Here is a 21,407-nt window from a genome sequence, read left to right on the forward strand (position 1 = left end):
ATGAATAATGTTATCAAATATAAAAATGTAAACAAAAAAGAGAGCCACCACAGCTCTCTTTTTTTACTTTTATTAACCAACTAAAAACTTAAATTATGAGAATAATTATTGTTTTAGATATAAGTGGTAACCACTCCACTTACAATGCAAAGATGAACTTTTTTTGAGTAATTATCAATCGAAAACGTTTTTTTATTATGAATTTTAACAAAAACTTATATAAATAATTACAATAGTTCAATAAAATAAGCCCTTTTACGGGGTTATTTACGAATTATTAAATTATAAACTATAGGGTTCCTCTTTGCTCTTGTTCGCGTTCTATTGCTTCAAAAAGGGCTTTAAAGTTACCTTTTCCGAAGGATTGGGCTCCTTTGCGTTGTATAATTTCAAAAAACATAGTGGGTCGATCTAAAACAGGCTTGGTAAAAATTTGAAGCAGATATCCTTCATCATCTCGGTCGATTAGAATTCCTAAATCTCGTAAAGGTTCAAGATCTTCATCGATTTCTCCAACTCTATCTAAAACAGTATCATAATAGGTAGAGGGAACGGTTAAAAATTCTACACCTCGATTTTGAAGCTCAGAAACCGTCTCTATAATGTTGTCTGTAGCCACCGCGATATGCTGAACGCCTGCTCCGTTATAGAAATCGATATATTCTTCGATTTGAGATTTTTTTCTTCCCTCGGCCGGTTCGTTTATAGGAAACTTGATTCTGCCGTTACCATTACTCATTACTTTACTCATTAAAGCGGTGTATTCGGTAGAGATATCTTTATCATCAAAAGAAACTAACTGAGCAAACCCCATCACTTTGGCATAAAACTCGCACCATTTGTTCATTTCGTTCCATCCTACATTTCCGACCATGTGATCAATATATTTCAGTCCTGTAGGTTTTGTTTCATAAGGTTTGTTCCAGGCCATATATCCAGGTAAAAAGGCACCGTGATAATTTTTTCGTTCTACAAAAACGTGTACCGTTTCACCATAGGTATGAATTCCTGAAAAAACTACTTTTCCATGTTGGTCTTCTTCAACAGTGGGTTCCATATAGGATTTTGCACCTCGTTTTATTGTCTCCTTATAGCTTTTGGTAGCATCATCCACCCAAAGGGCTACTACTTTTACACCATCACCATGTGAATTGATGTGTTTATTGATGTCTCCATCCGGCTGAAGGGGAGAAGTAAGAACAAGTCTTATTTTGTCTTGTTCAAGTACATATGAAACACTGTCTTTTCGCCCAGTTTCTAATCCTGCATATGCAATAGGTTGAAATCCCCATGCCGTTTGGTAATAATAGGCCGCTTGTTTGGCATTCCCTACATAAAGTTCTACATAGTCTGTTCCTAAAAGAGGTAAAAAATCCTCGGCTTGAGGAACTACTTTTTCTAAATCCTGAGGTGTTATATTGGTTGACATAATGTTGTTAATTAGATAATATGTGTTGATTAGATAATGAGAAAATATTCTTTATATATAGAATAATTGTGATATAGTTCCAGATAAGGGATTACCACATTGCTCTTAAATGAGCTGTTATGTCAATTCTATAATTAAGCATTCTAATTTTTTTTACTATTCTAACCAAGATTTATGATAATTTTCATCAGCTATTTTCATAGCTTCCTCTGTAACCATCAAAGGTTTAAACGTATCTATCATAACGGCTAACTCATCAGTCTTGGTTTGACCAATACTTCTTTCTACGGCTCCGGGATGTGGCCCATGAGGTATACCAGCCGGATGTAATGAGATATGTCCTGCATCAATATCATTTCTACTCATAAAGTCTCCATCGACATAGTATAAAACTTCATCGCTATCTATATTACTATGATTATAGGGTGCAGGTATAGCGTCTGGATGATAATCATATAATCTAGGTACAAAAGAACACACTACAAAAGCATCGGTTTCAAAAGTTTGATGCACTGGTGGTGGTTGATGCACTCTTCCTGTAATTGGTTCGAAATCATGAATTGAAAAGGCATATGGGAAATTAAACCCATCATAACCCACAACGTCAAAAGGATGAGAGGCATAGACCATATCAAAAATCTCGTCTTGCTTTTTTACCTTAATTAAAAATTCACCTTTTACGTCATTGGTTTCCAATTCGTATGGAGCTCGAAGGTCACGCTCACAAAAAGGGGAATGTTCCAGTAATTGTCCAAACCAATTACGGTATCTTTTTGGTGTGTAAATGGGTCTTCTGGATTCTACAATAAACAAGCGATTATCACTGGAGTCAAAATCCAGTTTATAGATGGTACCTCTAGGTACCAGAATATAATCCCCATATTTGAAATCTAGATTTCCCAAGTGACTTCTAAATTTGCCGCTACCTCTATGCACAAAAATCAATTCATCTGCATCTGTGTTTTTATAAAAATAATCGGTTGTTGATGCTTGTGGAGCAGATAATAAAATACTTACATCACTATTGGTGAGTACATTTTTTCGGCTTTCAAGATAATCTTTTTCAGGATCAACTTTGAAACCATGAAATCGATAAGATTTAATGTTATTTCCAATCGCAATTTTTGGAGCAACACTATAACTTCCTTTGATTTCTTTTACTTGGGTGGGTCTATGGCAATGGTACATGTTTGTAGACATACCGTCAAAACCAATGGTCCCAAACAATTGTTCATAATATAGATTGCCATCTGGCTTTTTGAAGATGGTATGACGTTTGGGAGGTATGTTCCCTAATGTATGATAAAAAGGCATGATTATTAAGATTTAAGAGATTAACTACTTTGAAAAAACAAATAAAAAATCTGCCTTATTCCGGATTGCGTTTGATAAGGTAATGTAATAGTAGTAATAAATCTTGCCAAAACAAGCTCATAACAATACAAATATCGGAAATATTTCTATTCTATTTAGCTTCAAAGTAATTAAAACCAAAATCCAACACTAAAGAACCAATTACTTTCATCAATCTCGGGAGAATATGAATATTTTATTTGCACCGGTCCTGCAAAAGTATCCAAGCCATAACCCAAAGAATACCCTGTGAAAGCAGGGCTTGCAAACCAATCTCCTGTACTGAACAATTTATTACCTACATTGGCAAAATTGGCTGCCACGTTCACATGATTTTTTTTGAAAATTTCATAATCAATAGAGATTAGGCCTTTTATAAAACTTTGCCCAGCAATAGATAGAAAATCATATCCGTAGAAAGGGATGAAATTGTTAATCGTTCTTGCCCCAAATCCACCAAGTAGAAAATCCAGAGAGTTAATCGCATTATTTCCAATTTTGGTGCCTGCTTCTAAGCTTGTATTTATGGATATATTTTGAAATAGAGGCCTTGCATAACCCAAGTGAGCTTTGGCGATAGAAAATTCATCAAAGCTATTGGTAAAATCTGAAGAAAAAAGATAGGTGTGAATATCACCCTCAAATAGTATTCCGCGTTTGGGAAAATATTTGTTATCATAAGTATCAAATTTGAAATAGCCAAAGGCACTCCAATAATCGCTGTCATCGAACACGGTTCTGGGAATTTGGTTTTCATCTTCACCAAAGGTTTCAGAAATGATACGCAATCTTTTGTATTCTGCTCCCAATCCAACTGAAAAAGTTTGGTTAAGCAATGTTTCTGCATAGGCTTGGGCATTAAAATCTGTATAATCTACATCGATCGTGTTGATATCCAAATCTGGAACTTCACCAAATTGTCCTATAAAATCAAAATCAAAGGCTTTTTTAAAATTAGTGTAACTATATTTTAAACCTGTACTCCAATAAAAACCTTTATCGATATAATAGTCCAAATTGTATCGAATATTATCTCCCAAAGCGACATCTAGAGAAAGAACATCATTATTAAATAATAAACTTTTTCTAGTAACATTTACAAGTGCGGCTGTTTGATACAAATCGTCATAGTGCAATGCAAAGCGTAATAACATTTTGTTTTCACTTTCTTTTACACTAAGTGCAAGTTCTTTGCCTTCGTCACCATCAATTAATCGATGACTTACCCTATCAAAATTTCCGGTAGCAGATAAGTTATTAATACCCTCATTTAATTTTTCGTAAGTAGTAACTCTTGGGGTTTTAAGCTTTAGCTTTCCTTTAATATAAGCCCTTGTATATCGTTTGTTACCGGTAATGTATAGGTTGCTAATGAGTATGTTTTCGGGGTTTTCTGGAACTTTTTCTCTAGGTTCTGATGGTTTTTGCCGTTGTGCAATTTCTTTTAATTTTTCATAATTAGAAAAAGCCGCTTTTTCACCACTTTTTATGATTTCATCGGCTCTATCAAAGGACATCACCGAAAAATCCATAATTGCAGGTTTTATATACACATCGGTTTCAGAAACCTTATCTTTCATAGCATTAAAGGTTCTGAAATTACTTATCTGCAGCATGATGTTGGTTACAGAATTTAGTTTATCCTTAGATATTAAACTATCCTGAACATCAATCCCAATTATAATTTCTGCACCTTTCTCTTTAATCTCTTTGACCGGATAATTATTTGCTACACCTCCGTCGGTCATTAAAATGCCGTTTAGTTCTACAGGACTAAAAATAGAAGGTAAGGCCCCACTAGCCGCGACGGCTTCTGGCAGGTACCCTTTGTCAAGCAAAATTTGTTGTCCGGTTTCGATATTGGTGGCCATACAGAAAAAAGGTATCGGAAGCTCATCAAAATCATTGATATCATTTACGTGAGCTGTATATCTGGAAAATTGATTATAAAAGTTTTGTCCTTTGGACAACCCTTTGGGCAGGCCTATTTTAAAATTATCGAACGGTAATGTAACGGCATATTTTTCAGAATCTTCTCGTTCATAAAACGTTTTGGCATCTCTTGGTAACAGATCCTGAATAAAAGTATCAAAATCTACAGATCTAAAGATAGAATCTAGTTCTTGAGCGCGATAGCCAGACGCATATAAAGCTCCTACAATGGCACCCATGCTTGTACCCCCGATATAATCTATTCGAACACCGGCGTCCTCAATTATTTTTAACGCCCCGATATGTGCCAATCCCTTTGCGCCACCACCACTTAATACCAGCCCAACTTTTAGATCCTCTTTGGCAGGGTCGTCATGGAGTTGAGGTAATTCTTTTTCTTGAGACCAATTTGAAGTAACAGTAAGAAATATCAAAAGAATTGATATTCTTATGGGATAAACCTTTAAGAGATGGTGCGCATTCACAATTGGTCCTTTTTAGAAAGATAGTAATTAAATACTTTGGTTGCTTTTGAATGCCCTATAACTTGAGCTAGTTCATCTATGGTCGCCTTGCTAATTCTTTTTACAGATCTAAAATGTTTGAGCAATTCGACAACGGTTTTTTCACCTATTCCTGGAATTGAATCTAGTTCGGTATCTAATGCCGACTTACTTCTTTTTTGTCTGTGAAAAGTAATCCCAAACCTATGCGCTTCATTTCGAAGGTGTTGTATTACTTTCAAAGATTCTGACTTTTTATCCAAATAGAGGGGTATAGAATCACCAGGGTAATAAATTTCTTCAAGTCTTTTTGCAATACCAATGATCGTTATTTTTCCTCGTAGATCTAACGCGTCCAGCGCTTTTAATCCAGAAGACAATTGTCCTTTTCCTCCGTCGACAATAACCAATTGTGGCAAGGGTTGTTCTTCGTCTAATAGCCTTTTATACCTTCGATATACGACTTCTTCCATCGACGCAAAATCATTAGGTCCTTCGACAGTTTTGATATTGAATTTACGATATTCCTTTTTACTAGGCTTTCCATTTTTGAAGACTACACATGCCGCCACTGGATTGGTTCCTTGAATATTGGAATTATCAAAGCATTCGATATGTCGCGGTTCTTCGGGTAGTCTTAGATCCTTTTTCATTTGCGCCATTAATCGTTTTACATGACGATCGGGATCAATAATTTTGATCTGTTTGAAACGCTCTTGTCTAAAGTACTTGGCATTTCTTAAAGAAAGATCTACAATTTTCTTTTTGTCGCCAAGCTGCGGCACTGTGATTTTTAAACCTTCACCAACTTCAACTTCAAAAGGAACATAAATCTCTTTTGAGGTTGATCCGAAACGTTGTCTAAGTTCTATAATGGCCAGTTCTAACAGTTCTTTGTCTGTTTCTTCTAGTTTCTTTTTAATTTCTGTAGTATGAGATCTGATAATTGACCCATAAGAAATCTGAAAAAAATTAACATAGCCATAAGATTCATCTGATATGATAGAGAACACGTCTACATTGCTTATTTTCGGATTAATCACAGTTGATTTTGCTTGATACTTCTCAAGCACTTCGATTTTTTCTTTAATTCTTTGGGCGTCTTCAAATTCCATTTTGGAGGCATGATCTGTCATTTGTTTTTTGAAGCGTGTGAGAGAATCTTTAAAATTTCCCTTAACAATTTGTCGAATAGCATTTAGGTTTTCATTATACTCTTTTTCATCCTGTAAACCTTCACAAGCCCCTTTACAGTTACCTAAGTGATATTCAAGACAAACTTTGTATTTACCATTGTCTATTTTCTCTTGTGATAAATCATAATTACAAGTTCTAAGCTGGTATAGGCCTTTTATGAGATCTAATAAGGTGTTAACCGTTTTAAAATTTGTGTAGGGCCCATAATACTCAGAACCATCTTTGATTAAATTCCGAGTTGGAAATACCCTTGGGAAACGCTCTTTCTTAATGCAAATCCAAGGATAGGTTTTATCATCCTTTAACATCACATTAAAACGAGGTTGATGTTTCTTGATTAAGTTGTTTTCAAGCAATAAAGCATCAGTTTCGGTTTCTACAACAATGTGTTTTATCGAATGAATCTTTTTTACTAATACCTTAGTTTTATAATTGTCATGATTTTTTGTGAAATAAGAAGCGACTCTCTTTTTTAAATTTTTGGCCTTGCCAACATATAATAATTTATCATCCTTATCATAATATTGATAAACTCCAGGGCTGGTGGGTAGTGTCTTAAGTTGTATGTTTAATGAGGCTTCTTGCATATTCCAATCGTAAAGTTAATAGTTTACCTCGTTTGTAAATATATCTAAGGTTTAAATTTTGTTAAATCCTATTTAAAATATCAAATTCTATTAAAAACGTCGTTAATCATACAATACATTTTGATTTTTCTTACATTAGTAGTTCAAATATCAATACTTTTTCTTTGGAGAAAAAAAAGGAAATAATCGGGCGTACAGATAAAGTGGATTTTCCACTTTTAGAGTTGTCAGGTATCGATGCCAAAATCGATACAGGAGCTTATACTTCCTCTATACATTGTGTTGATATTCGTGAAATTGACCAAACCTTACACTGTAGTTTTCTCGATGCCACACATCCCGAATATAATGGCAAGAAGTTTACTTTCGAAAATTATGATATGTCTGCCGTAAAAAGCAACAAGGGAAAAGTAGAAATGCGATATGCAATACGAACACAAATTGTGGTGTTTAACAAAACCTATCCTATTACTTTTACTCTATCTCCAAGGGATGATATGCGTTTTCCAGTTTTAATAGGACGTAAATTTTTAAGTGGAAAATTTTTGGTAGACCCGCAATTAGAAAATCAGTCTTACAATCAAAAGTTATAATGAATATCAAAATCTTGTCGCGTAGCACAAATTTGTATTCTACCAATGCGCTTGTTCAAGCTGCGGTAAAGCGTAAACATAATGTGCAGGTAATTGATCCATTAAATTGTGACATCATTATCGAGCGGCAAAAACCAGAAATTTACTATCGCGGAAGAAAATTAGACCATGTAGATGCTGTGATCCCTAGAATTGGGGCTTCTACTACATTTTATGGTACTGCGGTTGTGCGGCAATTCGAAATGATGAATGTCTTTACTACATTAAAGTCCCAGGCATTAATACAATCTAGGGATAAGCTTAGAAGTCTACAAATTTTGTCAAAAGCAGGATTAGGACTTCCTAAAACGGTATTTACAAATTATTCTAAAGATGTTTCTGAAGTAATTTCTCACGTCGGAGGAGCTCCATTGATTATCAAACTTCTTGAAGGAACACAAGGTTTGGGGGTTGTTCTTGCTGAAACTACTACGGCAGCAGAATCGGTATTAGAAGCTTTTAATGGACTGCAGGCAAGAGTGATTGTTCAAGAGTTTATAAAGGAAGCCAAAGGAGCCGATATAAGAGCTCTTGTTGTTGATGGAGAGGTAGTCGGCGCAATGAAAAGACAAGCTAAAGAAGGAGAGTTTCGGTCCAATTTGCATAAGGGAGGAACAGCATCTGTTATCAAGTTATCCAGACATGAAGAACAGGCTGCTATTATGGCTGCAAAAGCTTTGAAAATGGGTGTTGCGGGAGTAGATATGTTACAAAGTAAAAGAGGCCCTCTTATTCTTGAAGTTAATTCTTCTCCTGGTCTGGAAGGAATAGAAAATGCTACGGGAAAAGACATCGCAAAATCGATTATCAAATATATAGAAAGAAGTATGTAGGATTATGACAAAGAAGGTTGAAAACAATATTCTAAATATTCTTGGTAAGGAAGTGCTACCGGGTACAAGCACTACCATTAATTTTAATATTGCCAAATTATATACCTCTACCAAAGTAGAAATACCAATAATTATAGAAAGATCTATAAATCCTGGTCCTACAGTTCTTATTACTGCGGGAATTCATGGAGATGAGATTAATGGTGTAGAAGTAGTACGGCAGATTATTGCCAAAAACATTAATAAACCTGCCAAAGGGAGTATTATTTGCATCCCGGTACTTAATGTATTTGGTTTTTTAAGTATGAATAGATCTTTTCCCGATGGAAGAGATCTTAATCGTGTTTTTCCTGGTCATAAAAATGGATCTCTGGCAAGTCGCTTTGCTTACCAGTTTATAAATGAGATATTACCCGCGGCCGATTTCTGCTTGGATTTTCATACCGGCGGAGCAAGTAGATTTAATGCTCCACATATAAGAGTAGATGCAAAAAACAAAGAACTAGTAGAGTTGGCAAAGGTTTTTAACGCTCCTTTTACCCTATTGTCAAAAAATCTAGAAGGCTCCTATCGTGCCACATGTACCAAAATAGGGAAAGATATCTTATTGTTTGAAGGAGGGAAGTCTCAAAATAGTAGTAAAGAAATAGCTATAGAGGGTGTTAAGGGAACCATGCGTATTCTTAGTCATTTTGATATGCTTGCCGAAGAATTCAAAGTGCCCAAAACAGATTCTAGAAGCATACTTATTTCTAAGAGTTTTTGGATGCGAGCAAAATATAGTGGTTTACTTCATATAAAAATTCCAATAGGGAAACACGTAGAAAAAGGAGAGATTCTGGCAACAATAACCGATCCATATGGCAAAATGCGACATGTCGTAAAAGCAAGTAATGAGGGGTATGTAATTAATGTGAATGAAGCCCCAATAGTGTACAAGGGAGATGCCATTTTTAGGATCACCAAAGAATTGGTTGATGAATAAGAAAGAACTACGTGCCAAATACAAAACACTTAGAGCACAATTGAATGAAGACGAAATTGATGATTTAAGTATCGAGATTGCCAATAGACTTTTGCAATTACCAATATGGGATAAAACCTATTACCATATCTTTTTACCCATTACAAAACAAAAAGAAATTAATACCGAATTTATAATGAATATCCTACAAGGTAAGGATAAGTATATTGTGATTTCAAAGAGTGATTTTGAAAAAAGTACCTTAGAGCATTTTTTACTAACCGATGGTACTAGATTAAAAACAAATGAATGGGGGATTCCAGAACCGGTTGATGGTATTCCTATTTCAGAAGAAAAACTTGAAATCGTATTTGTCCCGCTCTTGGGATATGATCAAGAAGGAAACCGCATTGGTTATGGAAAAGGGTTTTATGACAAATTTCTTTCCAAATGTAATCCCGCAGTATTAAAAATTGGACTTTCGTTTTTTGCGCCTGAAGAAGAAATTATTAACACTATTTCTACAGATATACGGCTTGACCTTAGTGTTACTCCAGAAGAAACGTATTGTTTTAAGAATTAATTAACATTTCTTGTGTTCAATACTAGTTTATGCTATATTCGATGATTATTGTTGAATATTACCCCTTAGAATGTCCCAAAATATAGAAAGCGTTTGTATCATCGATGATGATAACATTTACATCAATTTAGTTAGTAAGATTATTGAATTAAGAAGGTTGTCTGAAACTGTATTAGTCTTTAATAATGGCAAAGAAGCTATGGATTTTTTTCAAAAATCTATAGAGAATAAAGAAAAGCCAGAAGTACCCCAAGTAATTTTTCTTGATATTAATATGCCGGTAATGGATGGTTGGCAATTTTTAAGTGAGTTTTCAAGAATAAAAAATAAAATAACTGAAGACATAGACCTCTATGTAGTTAGTTCTTCGATAGATACCAGGGATATTGAGCGCGCCAAATCTATAGATGTAGTATCAGACTATATTCCAAAGCCTATAAAAATAGATGATTTCGAAAGGATCCTGGTATGATTTAAGCTTCAGGTTGTTTAGGGAATGCTTTCTTATAAAAAATTATCAATAAGAATACTCCTATACTTATAGCAGAATCCGCAATATTAAATACGGGATCAAAAAATGAAAAATGATTTCCTCCAACAAACGGAATCCATTCTGGTAACGTATCATCATAAAGTGTGAACTGGATCATATCAACGACCTTACCGTAGAAAATACTCTCGTATCCGCCTTCTTCGGGTAAGAAACTCGCTACAGAAATATTAGTGCTTTCTCCAAAAAACACACCATAAAACAAAGAGTCAATAATGTTTCCAAATGCTCCGGCAAAGATTAAGGCAATACAAAAGGTGAGTATGGCCGGACTGTTTTTACGAACCGAATCATAGAGCCAATATCCAATACCCGTAATTGCTACTAATCTGAATAAGGTCAAAACGAGTTTTCCGTAGTTGCCAGGTAACTCAAAACCCCATGCCATACCTTTGTTTTCTACGAATACAATTCGAAACCAATCAAATACTTTCACTTCTTCATGAAGACTGAAATGAGTTTTAATATAAATCTTTGTGATTTGATCAATCAGTAAAACAATAATTATAACTAAAATAGATTTCTTTAAGGACATAAATAAAACGGGTTTGCCTTGGTATTAAAAGCGCCGGACAAAAATAGTGTTTTATTTTGTTTTACAAACACTTATCTGCGTGCTTATAAGATGAAGAGATCTAGTAAAAATAAGAAATAGCATCCTAAATCTTTATAAGCAAGAAAAGAATGCTATTTCTAACACTTAAAACAGAGTTTGTCCTATTGTTTTCTGATAAAAATACTACCGCTTATTGTTTTAAGAAATAACTCACTTTTGGCATCACCAAATGTGCCTGATACTTTGCTGCCTACTATTCGATTTTTTCCGTGATCAAATTGCATGTCTTTATCAGAGTAAATCATACCAGATACAGTTTCGGCCTTTAGGCGGGATTTAGCAACATTGATATCGATATCTCCGCTTATTGTTTTTAGGTTTAAGTCACCGCTGTATTTTTTTATATCAATATTTCCGCTAATAATATCTACAACCAACTCGCCCTGATAATTTTCAGAAGTTACGCTTCCCGAGATACTTTTTATTCGCAATCTCATGTTTTTGGGCACGTACAAGGTGTAGAGAGCGTCGATATTAAGATTATTACAAGGGCCCCAATTATTTCCTTTGTTGGACTTACGTTCTTTCTTCCACATATCAAACAAGTCTCCGTAATCCGATTGGATATCCAAAACCGAAGAAGAATTGTCTATTTTTAGATTGAAATAATCGTCAAACTCCCCATCTTTTACGCTTACTTCGGCTTTTAGATAAACATCACTTTTGTCCCAAGTTTTGATTATGATATCTTCTGCAAATTTAAATTCTACCTTCACTTCTTTGGCAGAAGTATTGATCTCTTTTTCAATTACTTTTTGTGCATTGATTTGCAATGTAACAAAACAAAATAGGGTTAAGATTAATAAATTTTTCATAATGTTCATTTTTGATGATTTTTTATTTTTTTCTTAAGTAAATATTACCTGTAGAAGATCGTAAGCTGATTTCGACTCCCCCATTGTTTAATTCGGTTTTTATTGATCTTTTTCCAGATACTATTTTCATGTTATTCTCTTCTTCCGGAAATTTGATATCAAAATCAGTATAAATTTCGCCCATTGATGTTTTGAGCATAAGATTAGCCGGAGTGTTTGAAGGAAGACTAACATCTACCTCTCCGGTAGAGGACATAAGTGAAATAGGAGAGCTTTGATTTACTTTATTAAAAACTACATTAATTTCACCGGTAGAGGTTCTGGCTACTATCGGGCCTGTAACATTAGTTAATGTGATATCTCCAATATTTGTAGAAACTTCTATTTCGGATGTAAACCCCTGTAAAGAAATATCACCCATATTACTTCGCTCTACTTTGATATTGATACTTTTAGGAAGATATATCTTAAGCAATTTACCGTGCATGCCTTTTAGGTTTTTAATGATTAGTGTTTCTCCTTCTTTTTGTACATACATTCCTAGACCTGTGTTATCACTACCACCTGCGTAAACAGCTTTTAAACCTTTTGCTTTTTCGGGTATTTCATGTCCGTCACCTAGAATTTTAAGCTGGTTTTGATCATGCACTATAATTTTTACACCAGATTCTGAGTGTATTTTTACTTTTTTTATACCTTGTAAAGGCTGCGTATAATCTTGGGCTTTTAGATTTCCTGCTGATATTAAAAGAATGAAAAGGATTACTATATGTTTCATGACTATTCGTTTTTTGATTGAAATTTTAAATTAAACTTGGTAGACCAATTTTTACTTGATCTTTAACATAATCAGGAGTTTTTTCTTCCTGAAGTAGCTTTTCCATCGAAGGAACTGCGCGCTTTTCCTGAATGGAAACTAATATTTGAATTAATTCAATTTGCATGCTTGGATCTTGTTCTTTATCCAGCACATCAATTAATGCTTTACGAACCATTTCTGAATCCGAAAATTTTGCTAGTGCTTCTGCTGCAGCCAGTCGCACATTAATATGATCGTCGTAACGCATTTTATTGACTAAAGCTTTTAAAATATCATTTCCTGGTTTTTCAAACTCTTCGGCATAATTAACAGCCTGTAATCTCTTACTTGCCGATTCGTTTTCAATAAGAGAAATGGTCATCGTTTGCTTCATCTCAATTTTTTCTTTTTCCAGAACTGCTATTTCTTTAGAAAAAGATTCGTTGTTTTGATTTTTTCCTAGAAAATAAGCTGTAACAACCAGTGTAATGGTAGCAGCTATTTGCAGAGCAGTTTTCCATGAGTTTCTTGATCTTTTTTCTAGTGAAACCACCTTAGGTGTGTTCAACAATGCCTTTTCTTTTTCGAGCATTTGCTCAAAATCAAGTTTCATATCTGCTCTTGGTAGCTCTATTGGATCGGTATCAATGGCATCAAAAACTTCCTGAAGCTTTTGTAAAGCTTTACTGCAATTTTTACAGTCTTTAAGGTGCGCTTCTATTTTTTGATGTGCTTCTTGATCCAGATTTTGATCCAGATAATCGATAAGATGATCTTCAATTTGCTGACAGTTCATGATATTATATCTTTTGTAAATAATACTCTTTTAATTTATGTATAGCCCGATGCACTTTGGTTTTTACGGCACCTTCTGTAGAGCCAATGATCTCTGCAATTTCCTGGTATTTTATTCCTTGATAGCGATTCATAATAATTAGCTCTTTATCACTTGGGTTTAGTTGTTCTAGAGCAAGATGTAATTGTTCTTTTGTTTCGATATCTTCGATACCATTATTGTTTTGCTCTTCAGTTTTGTATTGTATATCGTCTAGTCGTTGATCCTTATTTTTTTGCTTTTGATAATGATCAGAAAATATGTTTCTGGCAATGGTATAGATCCATGATGAAAACTTTCCTTTTTTATATGAGCTTCTATACTTTATAGCCTTGTAAAAAACCTCTTGCGTAATATCTTGACTTAGATCACGATCTCGAGTCATTTTTAATAAAAAATTATAGATCCGTACATGATACCTGTCAAACAAGATGCTCATTATATCTAAATTTCCGTTAGATACCAGAATCATTAATTCTTCGTCACTTAAATTTTTCAAGATGTTACTCTTTTGGTTAGTTTCTATTAGTAATACCTCAATTTTTTAAAAAGGTTACATCGGGATATAAAAAAAGTGCTTTCCGATCTGGAAAGCACTTTAAATTTACAATATTTTACAGTTTGTTAGCTCTGCATGTTTTTTGCTTCGATGCTTAATGTAGCATGCGGAACCAATTTTAATCTTTCGGGATTAATAAGTTTTCCGGTTACTCGGCAAATACCATAGGTTTTGTTCTCTATTCGTAACAAAGCATTTTTTAAATCACGTACAAATTTCTCTTGTCTAATTGCGAGTTGTGTATTCGCTTCTTTAGACATAGTTTCACTTCCTTCTTCAAACGCTTTAAACGTAGGTGAAGTGTCATCAGTACCATTGTTTCCATCATTCTTGTAAGCACTTTGTAGTAATTCCAAGTCTTTTTGTGCTTTTTCCATTTTGTCAACGATTATTTCTCTAAATTTTTCTAAGTCAGAGTCGCTGTACCTTACTTTTACATCTCCTGCCATGTTGTTTAATGTTTTTTTATTATCAATTGGGTTGCAATGTCATCAAACGCAATTTCTGTACCATTTATTACATCTGTCGCAAATTCAATTATCTCGGTTAAGGTTTCATTTTTGATGTAGGTTTCGTTGGTAGTGACAGCGTCTTGTATAGTTTCGTTTTTTTGGAAAACGATTTCTATTTTATCAGTCACTTCAAGTCCACTATCCTTACGAATGTTTTGGATTCGATTTACAAGTTCTCTGGCTATTCCTTCTTTTTTGAGCTCAGGGGTAATTGTAACATCCAATGCCACGGTCAAGGGACCCGAATTGGCTACCAACCAGCCCTCGATATCTTGAGAGCTAATTTCTACATCATCGGTTCCTAATGTAATAATTTTATCATTAATTTCTACATCAAAACTGCCTGTTTGTTCAAGAATTTTAATGCTTTCTTGGTCGAATCCTTGTATCTTATTGGCTATCAACTTCATATCTTTTCCGAAACGAGGGCCTAAAGCTTTAAAATTTGGCTTGATTTGCTTCACTAATATACCTGAAGCATCGTCAAGAAGCTCAATTTCCTTAACATTTACCTCACTTTTTACCAAATGAGCAACATCTTCGATTTCATTTTTTTCTGCCTCATTAAGGATCGGGATCATCATTCGTTGCAAAGGCTGGCGAACTTTGATTTTTTCTTTTTGCCTTAAAGAAAGTGCCAAAGAGGTAATCGTTTGTGCCTTTTGCATTTTATGCTCGAGGGCTTTATCGATGAATTTTTCATCATGCTGAGGGAAATTTGAAAGATGAACACTGTCAAAAGGTTCTTTTTGTGTCCCTGCAATAAGATCTTTATATAATCGATCCATAAAGAAAGGTGCTACCGGAGCTCCAAGCTTGGCAATAGTAAGCATACACGTATACAAAGTTTGATACGCAGATATCTTATCTTTTTGATAATCGCCTTTCCAATATCTTCTTCGGCTTAGTCTTACGAACCAATTACTTAAGTATTCCTGTACAAATTCAGATATGGCTCTGGTTGCCTTGGTAGGCTCATAGTCATTATAATACTCATCAACGTTTTTGATCAAGGTATGCAATTCACTTAGGATCCATCGATCAATTTCTGGACGCTCAGATAATGGGATATCGTCTTCAGTATACGTAAACTGATCGATATTGGCGTACAGCGTAAAGAATGAGTAGGTATTGTATAAAGTACCAAAGAATTTACGACGAACCTCGGCTATTCCTTCAGAGTCAAACTTTAAGTTGTCCCATGGATTGGCATTACTGATCATGTACCACCTGGTAGCATCTGGGCCATAGTTCTTTAATGTCTCAAAAGGATCTACGGCATTACCCAATCTTTTTGACATCTTTTGCCCGTTCTTATCTAGTACCAAACCATTGGATACTACATTTTTATAGGCTACATCATCAAAGATCATGGTAGCAATCGCGTGCAGCGTATAAAACCAACCACGGGTTTGGTCTACCCCTTCTGCGATAAAATCGGCTTTTCTTTCGCCATTTTCTATCTTTTCTTTATTTTCAAAAGGATAGTGCCATTGTGCATAGGGCATTGAACCTGAGTCGAACCATACATCAATTAGATCGCTTTCGCGTTTCATTGGTTTCCCAGAAGGGGATACAAGAGTAATTTGATCTACGACATTTTTATGAAGGTCAACTTTTTCATAGTTCTCCTCGCTCATGTCACCCACTACAAAATCGGCAAAAACATCTGCTTCAAGAACTCCGGCTTCAACCGCTTTGGTCATTTCGATTTTTAATTCTTCAACAGAACCAATGATCATTTCCTCTTTACCATCCTCTGTTCTCCAGATAGGTAAAGGGATTCCCCAGAAACGAGAACGAGAAAGGTTCCAGTCGTTGGCATTGGCTAGCCAGTTTCCGAAACGCCCTTCTCCGGTTGCCTTAGGTTTCCAGTTGATCCCAAGATTAAGTTCATGCATACGATCTTTAAAATCGGTCACTTTAATGAACCATGAATCCAACGGATAATATAAAACAGGTTTATCGGTACGCCAGCAGTTTGGATAACTGTGTACATATTTTTCAACCTTGAAGGCTTTATTTTCTGTTTTCAGTTTGATGGCGATTTCTACATCTACAGATTTTTCGGGAGCTGCACCGTCATCATAATATTCATTTTTAACATATTTGCCCGCAAATTCACCCACATGTTTTGTAAATCTACCTTGCAAGTCAACAAGAGGGACCAGATTGTCATGATCGTCTTTAACCAACATTGCCGGCACTTCAGGTGTAGCTTGTTTGGCTACCATTGCATCATCGGCACCAAAAGTAGGGGCAGTGTGCACAATACCGGTACCATCTTCGGTAGTTACAAAATCACCCGAAATTACTCTAAAAGCATTTTCGGGATTGTGATAGGGTTGTACGAAATCTAGTAATTGTTCGTATTGAGTTTCTACAAGATCGGTTCCTTTACATTCTTTTAAAATGAAATAAGGAACTTTTTTATCTCCTTGTTTGAAAGCACTTAATTCTTCTTCGGTCTCAACTTGAGTAAACTTTCCGGAGAATTGCTTTCCAACAAGATTTTTAGCCAAAATGACATAGATAGGCTCAAACGTATATTGATTAAACGTTTTTACAACAACATAATCTATTTTAGGTCCTACCGTAAGTGCTGTGTTAGATGGAAGTGTCCAGGGTGTGGTCGTCCAGGCCAAAAAGTAAATATCACCTTCAACATCTTTTAAAAATGAAGGTAAGGTGTCTTTTTTGGCTTTAAATTGGGCAACTACGGTGGTATCTGTCACATCCTGATAGGTGCCTGGTTGATTAAGTTCGTGAGAACTCAAACCTGTACCTGCTTTGGGAGAATAGGGTTGAATGGTATATCCTTTATACAAAAGTCCTTTTTGGTAAATCTGGGAAAGTAACCACCATACGCTCTCCATATATTTGGATTTGTAGGTGATGTATGGATCATCCATATCCACCCAATACCCAATTTTTTGCGTAAGGTCGTTCCAGATATCAGTATAACGCATTACGGCCTTTTTACAAGCTTCGTTGTATTCTTCTATAGTGATTTTTTTACCAATGTCTTCTTTGGTGATCCCAAGTTCTTTTTCTACACCGAGCTCTACCGGTAGCCCATGGGTATCCCATCCGGCTTTACGCTTTACCTGGTATCCCTTTTGGGTTTTGTAACGGCAAAAAATATCTTTGATCGCACGAGCCATAACATGGTGAATACCCGGTAGCCCATTTGCCGAGGGAGGTCCTTCAAAAAAGACATACGGTTCTGCTCCATCACGTTCTGTAACACTTTTTTCAAAAATGTCATTCTTTTGCCAGAAATCTAATATTTCATCGGCTACTTTTGGTAAGTCAAGTCCTTTATACTCAGGAAACTTAGTGCTCATTTGATCGTTCTTTCTATTAAGTTTGCGAAAATAAGGATTTTCTATAAAAAGAGGGCCCAAATCGAAGTGTGATGTAAAATAATTATATGCCGAATTACAATTTTTAACAAAGTCTTTGATTTTTGGATTAAAAACTAAGAAAAATACACCCAAAAATTAATTAGGTGCATTTCAAGAAATTATATTTACGTCGTATTGTTTAAAAATCGACTACAATTCCGATACTTGGTATAATTTGTCCGGTTTCTGTTTCGATTGCTGTTAGGCTTCGGGGTTCTACAATTGCTCCGGTGTTATCTCTATTCAGTCCAAATTGAGTAGGCTCAGGAATTTCTTGTGCTAGTACATTTTGGGCTTCAATAAATACATCTAACGAAAGGTTCTTAAAGTTCCACTTTTTGTCGATACGGAGGTCAAGTTGACTAAAAGTATCTAGCTTTTCTTCACCTAAACGGCCATAATCCAAAATCACTTCGGGATAATTGGCAAGTGTAGCATCAAGATCAGTCGGGACGAAAGGTGTTTCTCCTGCAAAACGATAGCGCGCACTTATCTCCCAATTATTCTTTAATTTATAACCGCCTGTAAATGAAACCAAATGGCGACTGTCCCAAACAGAAGGTAAGTAGTTATCTCTGTCAAAACCAGTGAACTCGCTGTAAAACCAAGTGTAAGCAAAGATTCCATAAAAATTATTGGTTAGTTTTTGCTGAAACTGGAGTTCTGCTCCATAACTTCTTCCTCTACCTACAGTGGCGACATCTTCACTTCCTAAAACTTCAAAATCTGCTCCTTTGTTGGCAAGAGAGACGCCATCTAGAATTGAAACGGGATAATCATCATAGCGTTTATAAAATCCTTCCAAAGAAATACTCGACGAAGGGCCAAAATAGTGTTGCAAACCAAGTACATAATGATCACTAACTGTGTAATCAACATCTTTGTTTACCAAAACATTATCGTTATCTCTAAATCCTAAAATAGTATATGGTGGTAGTTTGTAGTACCTGCCTATAGACCCATTTAATCTCCAGTTTTCTTTAAATTCATAAGATAATGATAATCGAGGGGAGAATGTAGACAAGATATTATTGTCTTCTGTAAAAGTATCATCATCTATTCTAAAACCAAAAGAAAGATCTAATTTGTCATCGAAAAATGATTTGGTCGCATTGGCAAATAACCCGTACTTAAAGAAATCAATATCTGTATTGAAAATATTGTTATCTGTTAGATTTACAGTTTCATTGCTATAATCAGAATATTGGGTATTAAAACCCGTGGTAAGTTTCCAATCCCCTAAGAATTTTGTGAGTTGGTAACGTAGTTTGGTTTCAGATTCGGTGGCATCATTATTAAAAATGACCCCGGTTTCATTTTCTGGGTCTTCATATCGGGTAAATTCATTAACCAAAGTATTATTACTTATTGTGGTTTGCATAAAACCAGATCCGTCTTTAAATCGTCTTTTCCAGGATAAACCAATAGCATTGGTACGCTGATCAATAAAAGGAGCTTGGTCTAACTGCGCTTGCTGTTCGGCATCAAAATCCTCTGGCGATTCTACAGAGAAATCATCGATTGATCCCAGTCCAATAAAACTAATATCGTTGTATGCATCGATTTTATGATTTATTTTATACTGGTAATCCCAATAGTTGGGTCTGAAGGGAAGACCAATGGCTTCGAATAAAAATTGTAGATAACTGCGCCTTGCCGATATCAAAAAGGTAGTTTTTGCCTCTTCATTTTTACCTTTGAAAAGAGGTCCTTCTAAAGTAAGCGCTGCTTCACTTGCGCTTACACGAAAGTTTCCGCTTACATCTCTATTATTTCCAGTACGTTGACTAAATTGCAACACACCCGAAAGCGGGTTGTCATATTGAGCACCAAAAGCCGAAGTAGATAGTGTTACATTATCTATGAAAGATACATTAATTAGCCCTACGGGTCCTCCTGCACTTCCTTGTGTACTAAAATGGTTGATGTTTGGGACTTCCATTCCATCCAGGTAGTAAACAGTTTCGTTGGGAGCACCACCACGAATAATCAAATCGTTACGAAAACCACCAATAGAAGGGGAAACCCCCGGTAATGTTTGTGCTACCTGTACTACATCATTATTACTTCCAGGATATGTAGCAATTTCGACAGCCGAAAGGGATTGTGTGGATAACGGAGTTTCTTTGGGTCTGCTTATTTTGTTGGCATTACTTATAACAACTTCATCCAATGTTTCAGTAGATTGCTTTAATATGAAATTACTAGGTAATGTTCCTTTTGACCGTACAATGACATTAAATTTTGTTTGCGTTTCAAAACCAACGTAACTAACAATGAGGTTATATGAGCCTGGAACTATGTTTTCAATACGATAATTACCATCAAAATCGGTTTGCGCTCCTTTTTCTGTGTCTTCTAGAAAAACAGACGCTCCCAAAATAGGTTGACCGGTTTCATCAGTAACATTTCCCGATAGTTCTCCGTATACTTGGGCATGTATCTTGGAAACAAGTAGTAAAGAAAGTACTAAAACAGTATTTTTGATATTCATAATTGTAGGTTTTAAATGGTTTAAAAGCAGTTTAAATAAGTTATACCACAAATTTGTTTAAAGTTTCGGTGCAAATATTAAACAAATATGTATTATATAGCAATAAAAAATTATAATTTAGTGTTAAAAAATAGTTTTTGATGAAGATTTATGAGTTAATAAAAAAATTAATTGATTTAACAGGAGAGTTTGTGAAAGGCAGAATGGACAAGGATATCCACGTGAAATCATTTGCGAATTGGTTGTCTAAGCGTATGGACGAAACGGTTACTAACGAGGAATATAAGATTACGGGCCACAGCATAGAAGCTGAAATAGCTGCACATATTGGTAGGATGAGCAGGTATTCAAATTCTTACATTAAATCGGCACTGGTAGGTTTACCATTTACGACCGACATGGATTTTGCGTTTACCGCTATTCTTCATGGTGCTGGACCCATAGGGAAAACAGATTTAATTCGAAAAATGGCTTATGATAAATCCTCTGGCATGGAGGTCATTAAGCGATTACTAAAAAATGGGATAATCGAACAATTCCCAAATCCCAATGATAAAAGAGGTAAATTATTGCGTTTAACCAAAATTGGAGAAGAAAATGTTATAAAAGCTTATGCCGAAGCACATAAGGCAGCAAAAACCGTAAGCGGTTGTCTGACAAAAAGTGAGCAAATTACATTATTAAAGACATTAAAAAAACTAGATGAATTTCATTTACCTATTTACCTTGAAGAAGAAAAAGATATAAATGTAATCATAGAAAAATATTCTTTGTAATATTTATGATTTCTTGGTAGTAAGATTTAGT

18 protein-coding genes are annotated in these 21,407 nt (G+C 35.1%); 6 read left to right on the forward strand and 12 right to left on the reverse strand.

Going from position 1 to position 21,407, the window contains the following annotated elements; genetic code table 11:
* Positions 1-289: 289 nt before the first annotated feature.
* The 4 genes from hppD to uvrC all read right to left on the reverse strand — a co-directional run bounded on the left by hppD (position 290) and on the right by uvrC (position 7,001).
* Positions 290-1,429 carry a 4-hydroxyphenylpyruvate dioxygenase gene (hppD, locus tag U6A24_RS18555; RefSeq protein WP_324181506.1) on the reverse strand — a complete coding sequence of 380 codons (1,140 nt, stop codon included), beginning with the start codon at positions 1,427-1,429 and terminating at the stop codon, positions 290-292.
* Positions 1,430-1,585: 156 nt separating this feature from the next.
* Positions 1,586-2,743: a homogentisate 1,2-dioxygenase gene (locus U6A24_RS18560; protein ID WP_324181507.1), complete on the reverse strand. Its 1,158-nt coding sequence runs from the start codon at positions 2,741-2,743 to the stop codon at positions 1,586-1,588.
* A gap of 170 nt (positions 2,744-2,913) precedes the next feature.
* Positions 2,914-5,199, reverse strand: a complete 2,286-nt coding sequence (locus U6A24_RS18565; protein ID WP_324181508.1) for a patatin-like phospholipase family protein — start codon at positions 5,197-5,199, stop codon at positions 2,914-2,916.
* Positions 5,196-7,001 (reverse strand): excinuclease ABC subunit UvrC, encoded by a 1,806-nt coding sequence (uvrC, locus tag U6A24_RS18570; protein ID WP_324181509.1) that lies wholly within the window; start codon positions 6,999-7,001, stop codon positions 5,196-5,198. The genes U6A24_RS18565 and uvrC overlap by 4 nt, the downstream gene beginning before the upstream one ends.
* A 164-nt stretch (positions 7,002-7,165) precedes the next feature.
* On the opposite strand from uvrC, the gene U6A24_RS18575 reads away from it, so the two are divergent.
* The 5 genes from U6A24_RS18575 (at position 7,166) to U6A24_RS18595 (ending at position 10,485) form a co-directional block, all read left to right on the forward strand.
* On the forward strand, positions 7,166-7,594 hold the full coding sequence (locus U6A24_RS18575; protein ID WP_324181510.1) for an ATP-dependent zinc protease family protein: 429 nt from the start codon (positions 7,166-7,168) through the stop codon (positions 7,592-7,594).
* Positions 7,594-8,466: a 30S ribosomal protein S6--L-glutamate ligase gene (rimK, locus tag U6A24_RS18580; RefSeq protein ID WP_324181511.1), complete on the forward strand. Its 873-nt coding sequence runs from the start codon at positions 7,594-7,596 to the stop codon at positions 8,464-8,466. The genes U6A24_RS18575 and rimK overlap by 1 nt, the downstream gene beginning before the upstream one ends.
* A 4-nt stretch (positions 8,467-8,470) precedes the next feature.
* The gene (locus U6A24_RS18585; RefSeq protein WP_324181512.1) at positions 8,471-9,451 is read left to right on the forward strand and encodes a succinylglutamate desuccinylase/aspartoacylase family protein; all 981 of its coding nucleotides are present in this window, start codon (positions 8,471-8,473) and stop codon (positions 9,449-9,451) included.
* Positions 9,444-10,013 carry a 5-formyltetrahydrofolate cyclo-ligase gene (locus tag U6A24_RS18590; protein WP_324181513.1) on the forward strand — a complete coding sequence of 190 codons (570 nt, stop codon included), beginning with the start codon at positions 9,444-9,446 and terminating at the stop codon, positions 10,011-10,013. Before U6A24_RS18585 ends, U6A24_RS18590 begins: the two co-directional genes overlap by 8 nt.
* Positions 10,014-10,083: 70 nt before the next feature.
* On the forward strand, positions 10,084-10,485 hold the full coding sequence (locus U6A24_RS18595) for a response regulator (RefSeq protein WP_324181514.1): 402 nt from the start codon (positions 10,084-10,086) through the stop codon (positions 10,483-10,485).
* Between the two features lies 1 nt (position 10,486).
* Here the strand turns inward: U6A24_RS18595 and U6A24_RS18600 are convergent, their stop codons facing one another.
* The 8 genes from U6A24_RS18600 to U6A24_RS18635 all read right to left on the reverse strand — a co-directional run bounded on the left by U6A24_RS18600 (position 10,487) and on the right by U6A24_RS18635 (position 20,600).
* Positions 10,487-11,098 carry a lipoprotein signal peptidase gene (locus U6A24_RS18600; RefSeq protein ID WP_324181515.1) on the reverse strand — a complete coding sequence of 204 codons (612 nt, stop codon included), beginning with the start codon at positions 11,096-11,098 and terminating at the stop codon, positions 10,487-10,489.
* A gap of 182 nt (positions 11,099-11,280) precedes the next feature.
* A complete protein-coding gene (locus U6A24_RS18605) occupies positions 11,281-11,994 on the reverse strand; it encodes a DUF4097 family beta strand repeat-containing protein (protein ID WP_324181516.1) in 714 nt (237 codons plus the stop codon).
* 22 nt (positions 11,995-12,016) lie between these two features.
* Positions 12,017-12,772, reverse strand: a complete 756-nt coding sequence (locus U6A24_RS18610) for a DUF4097 family beta strand repeat-containing protein (protein WP_324181517.1) — start codon at positions 12,770-12,772, stop codon at positions 12,017-12,019.
* 25 nt (positions 12,773-12,797) lie between these two features.
* Positions 12,798-13,589 (reverse strand): HEAT repeat domain-containing protein, encoded by a 792-nt coding sequence (locus tag U6A24_RS18615; protein ID WP_324181518.1) that lies wholly within the window; start codon positions 13,587-13,589, stop codon positions 12,798-12,800.
* A gap of 4 nt (positions 13,590-13,593) precedes the next feature.
* Entirely contained in the window at positions 13,594-14,127 is a 534-nt protein-coding gene (locus U6A24_RS18620) for an RNA polymerase sigma factor (protein ID WP_324181519.1), read from the reverse strand.
* A gap of 125 nt (positions 14,128-14,252) precedes the next feature.
* Positions 14,253-14,636: a TraR/DksA family transcriptional regulator gene (locus tag U6A24_RS18625; protein WP_324181520.1), complete on the reverse strand. Its 384-nt coding sequence runs from the start codon at positions 14,634-14,636 to the stop codon at positions 14,253-14,255.
* A gap of 5 nt (positions 14,637-14,641) precedes the next feature.
* Complete coding sequence (gene ileS, locus U6A24_RS18630; protein WP_324181521.1) at positions 14,642-18,046, reverse strand: isoleucine--tRNA ligase; 3,405 nt, start codon at positions 18,044-18,046, stop codon at positions 14,642-14,644.
* Between the two features lie 199 nt (positions 18,047-18,245).
* A complete protein-coding gene (locus U6A24_RS18635; RefSeq protein ID WP_324181522.1) occupies positions 18,246-20,600 on the reverse strand; it encodes a TonB-dependent receptor in 2,355 nt (784 codons plus the stop codon).
* A gap of 140 nt (positions 20,601-20,740) precedes the next feature.
* Between U6A24_RS18635 and U6A24_RS18640 the strand changes: the two genes are divergently transcribed.
* Positions 20,741-21,376 (forward strand): MarR family winged helix-turn-helix transcriptional regulator, encoded by a 636-nt coding sequence (locus U6A24_RS18640; protein WP_324181523.1) that lies wholly within the window; start codon positions 20,741-20,743, stop codon positions 21,374-21,376.
* Positions 21,377-21,407 lie beyond the last annotated feature (31 nt).

This window comes from Aquimarina gracilis, assembly GCF_035285365.1.
GTDB classification, from domain to species: Bacteria; Bacteroidota; Bacteroidia; order Flavobacteriales; family Flavobacteriaceae; genus Aquimarina; species Aquimarina gracilis.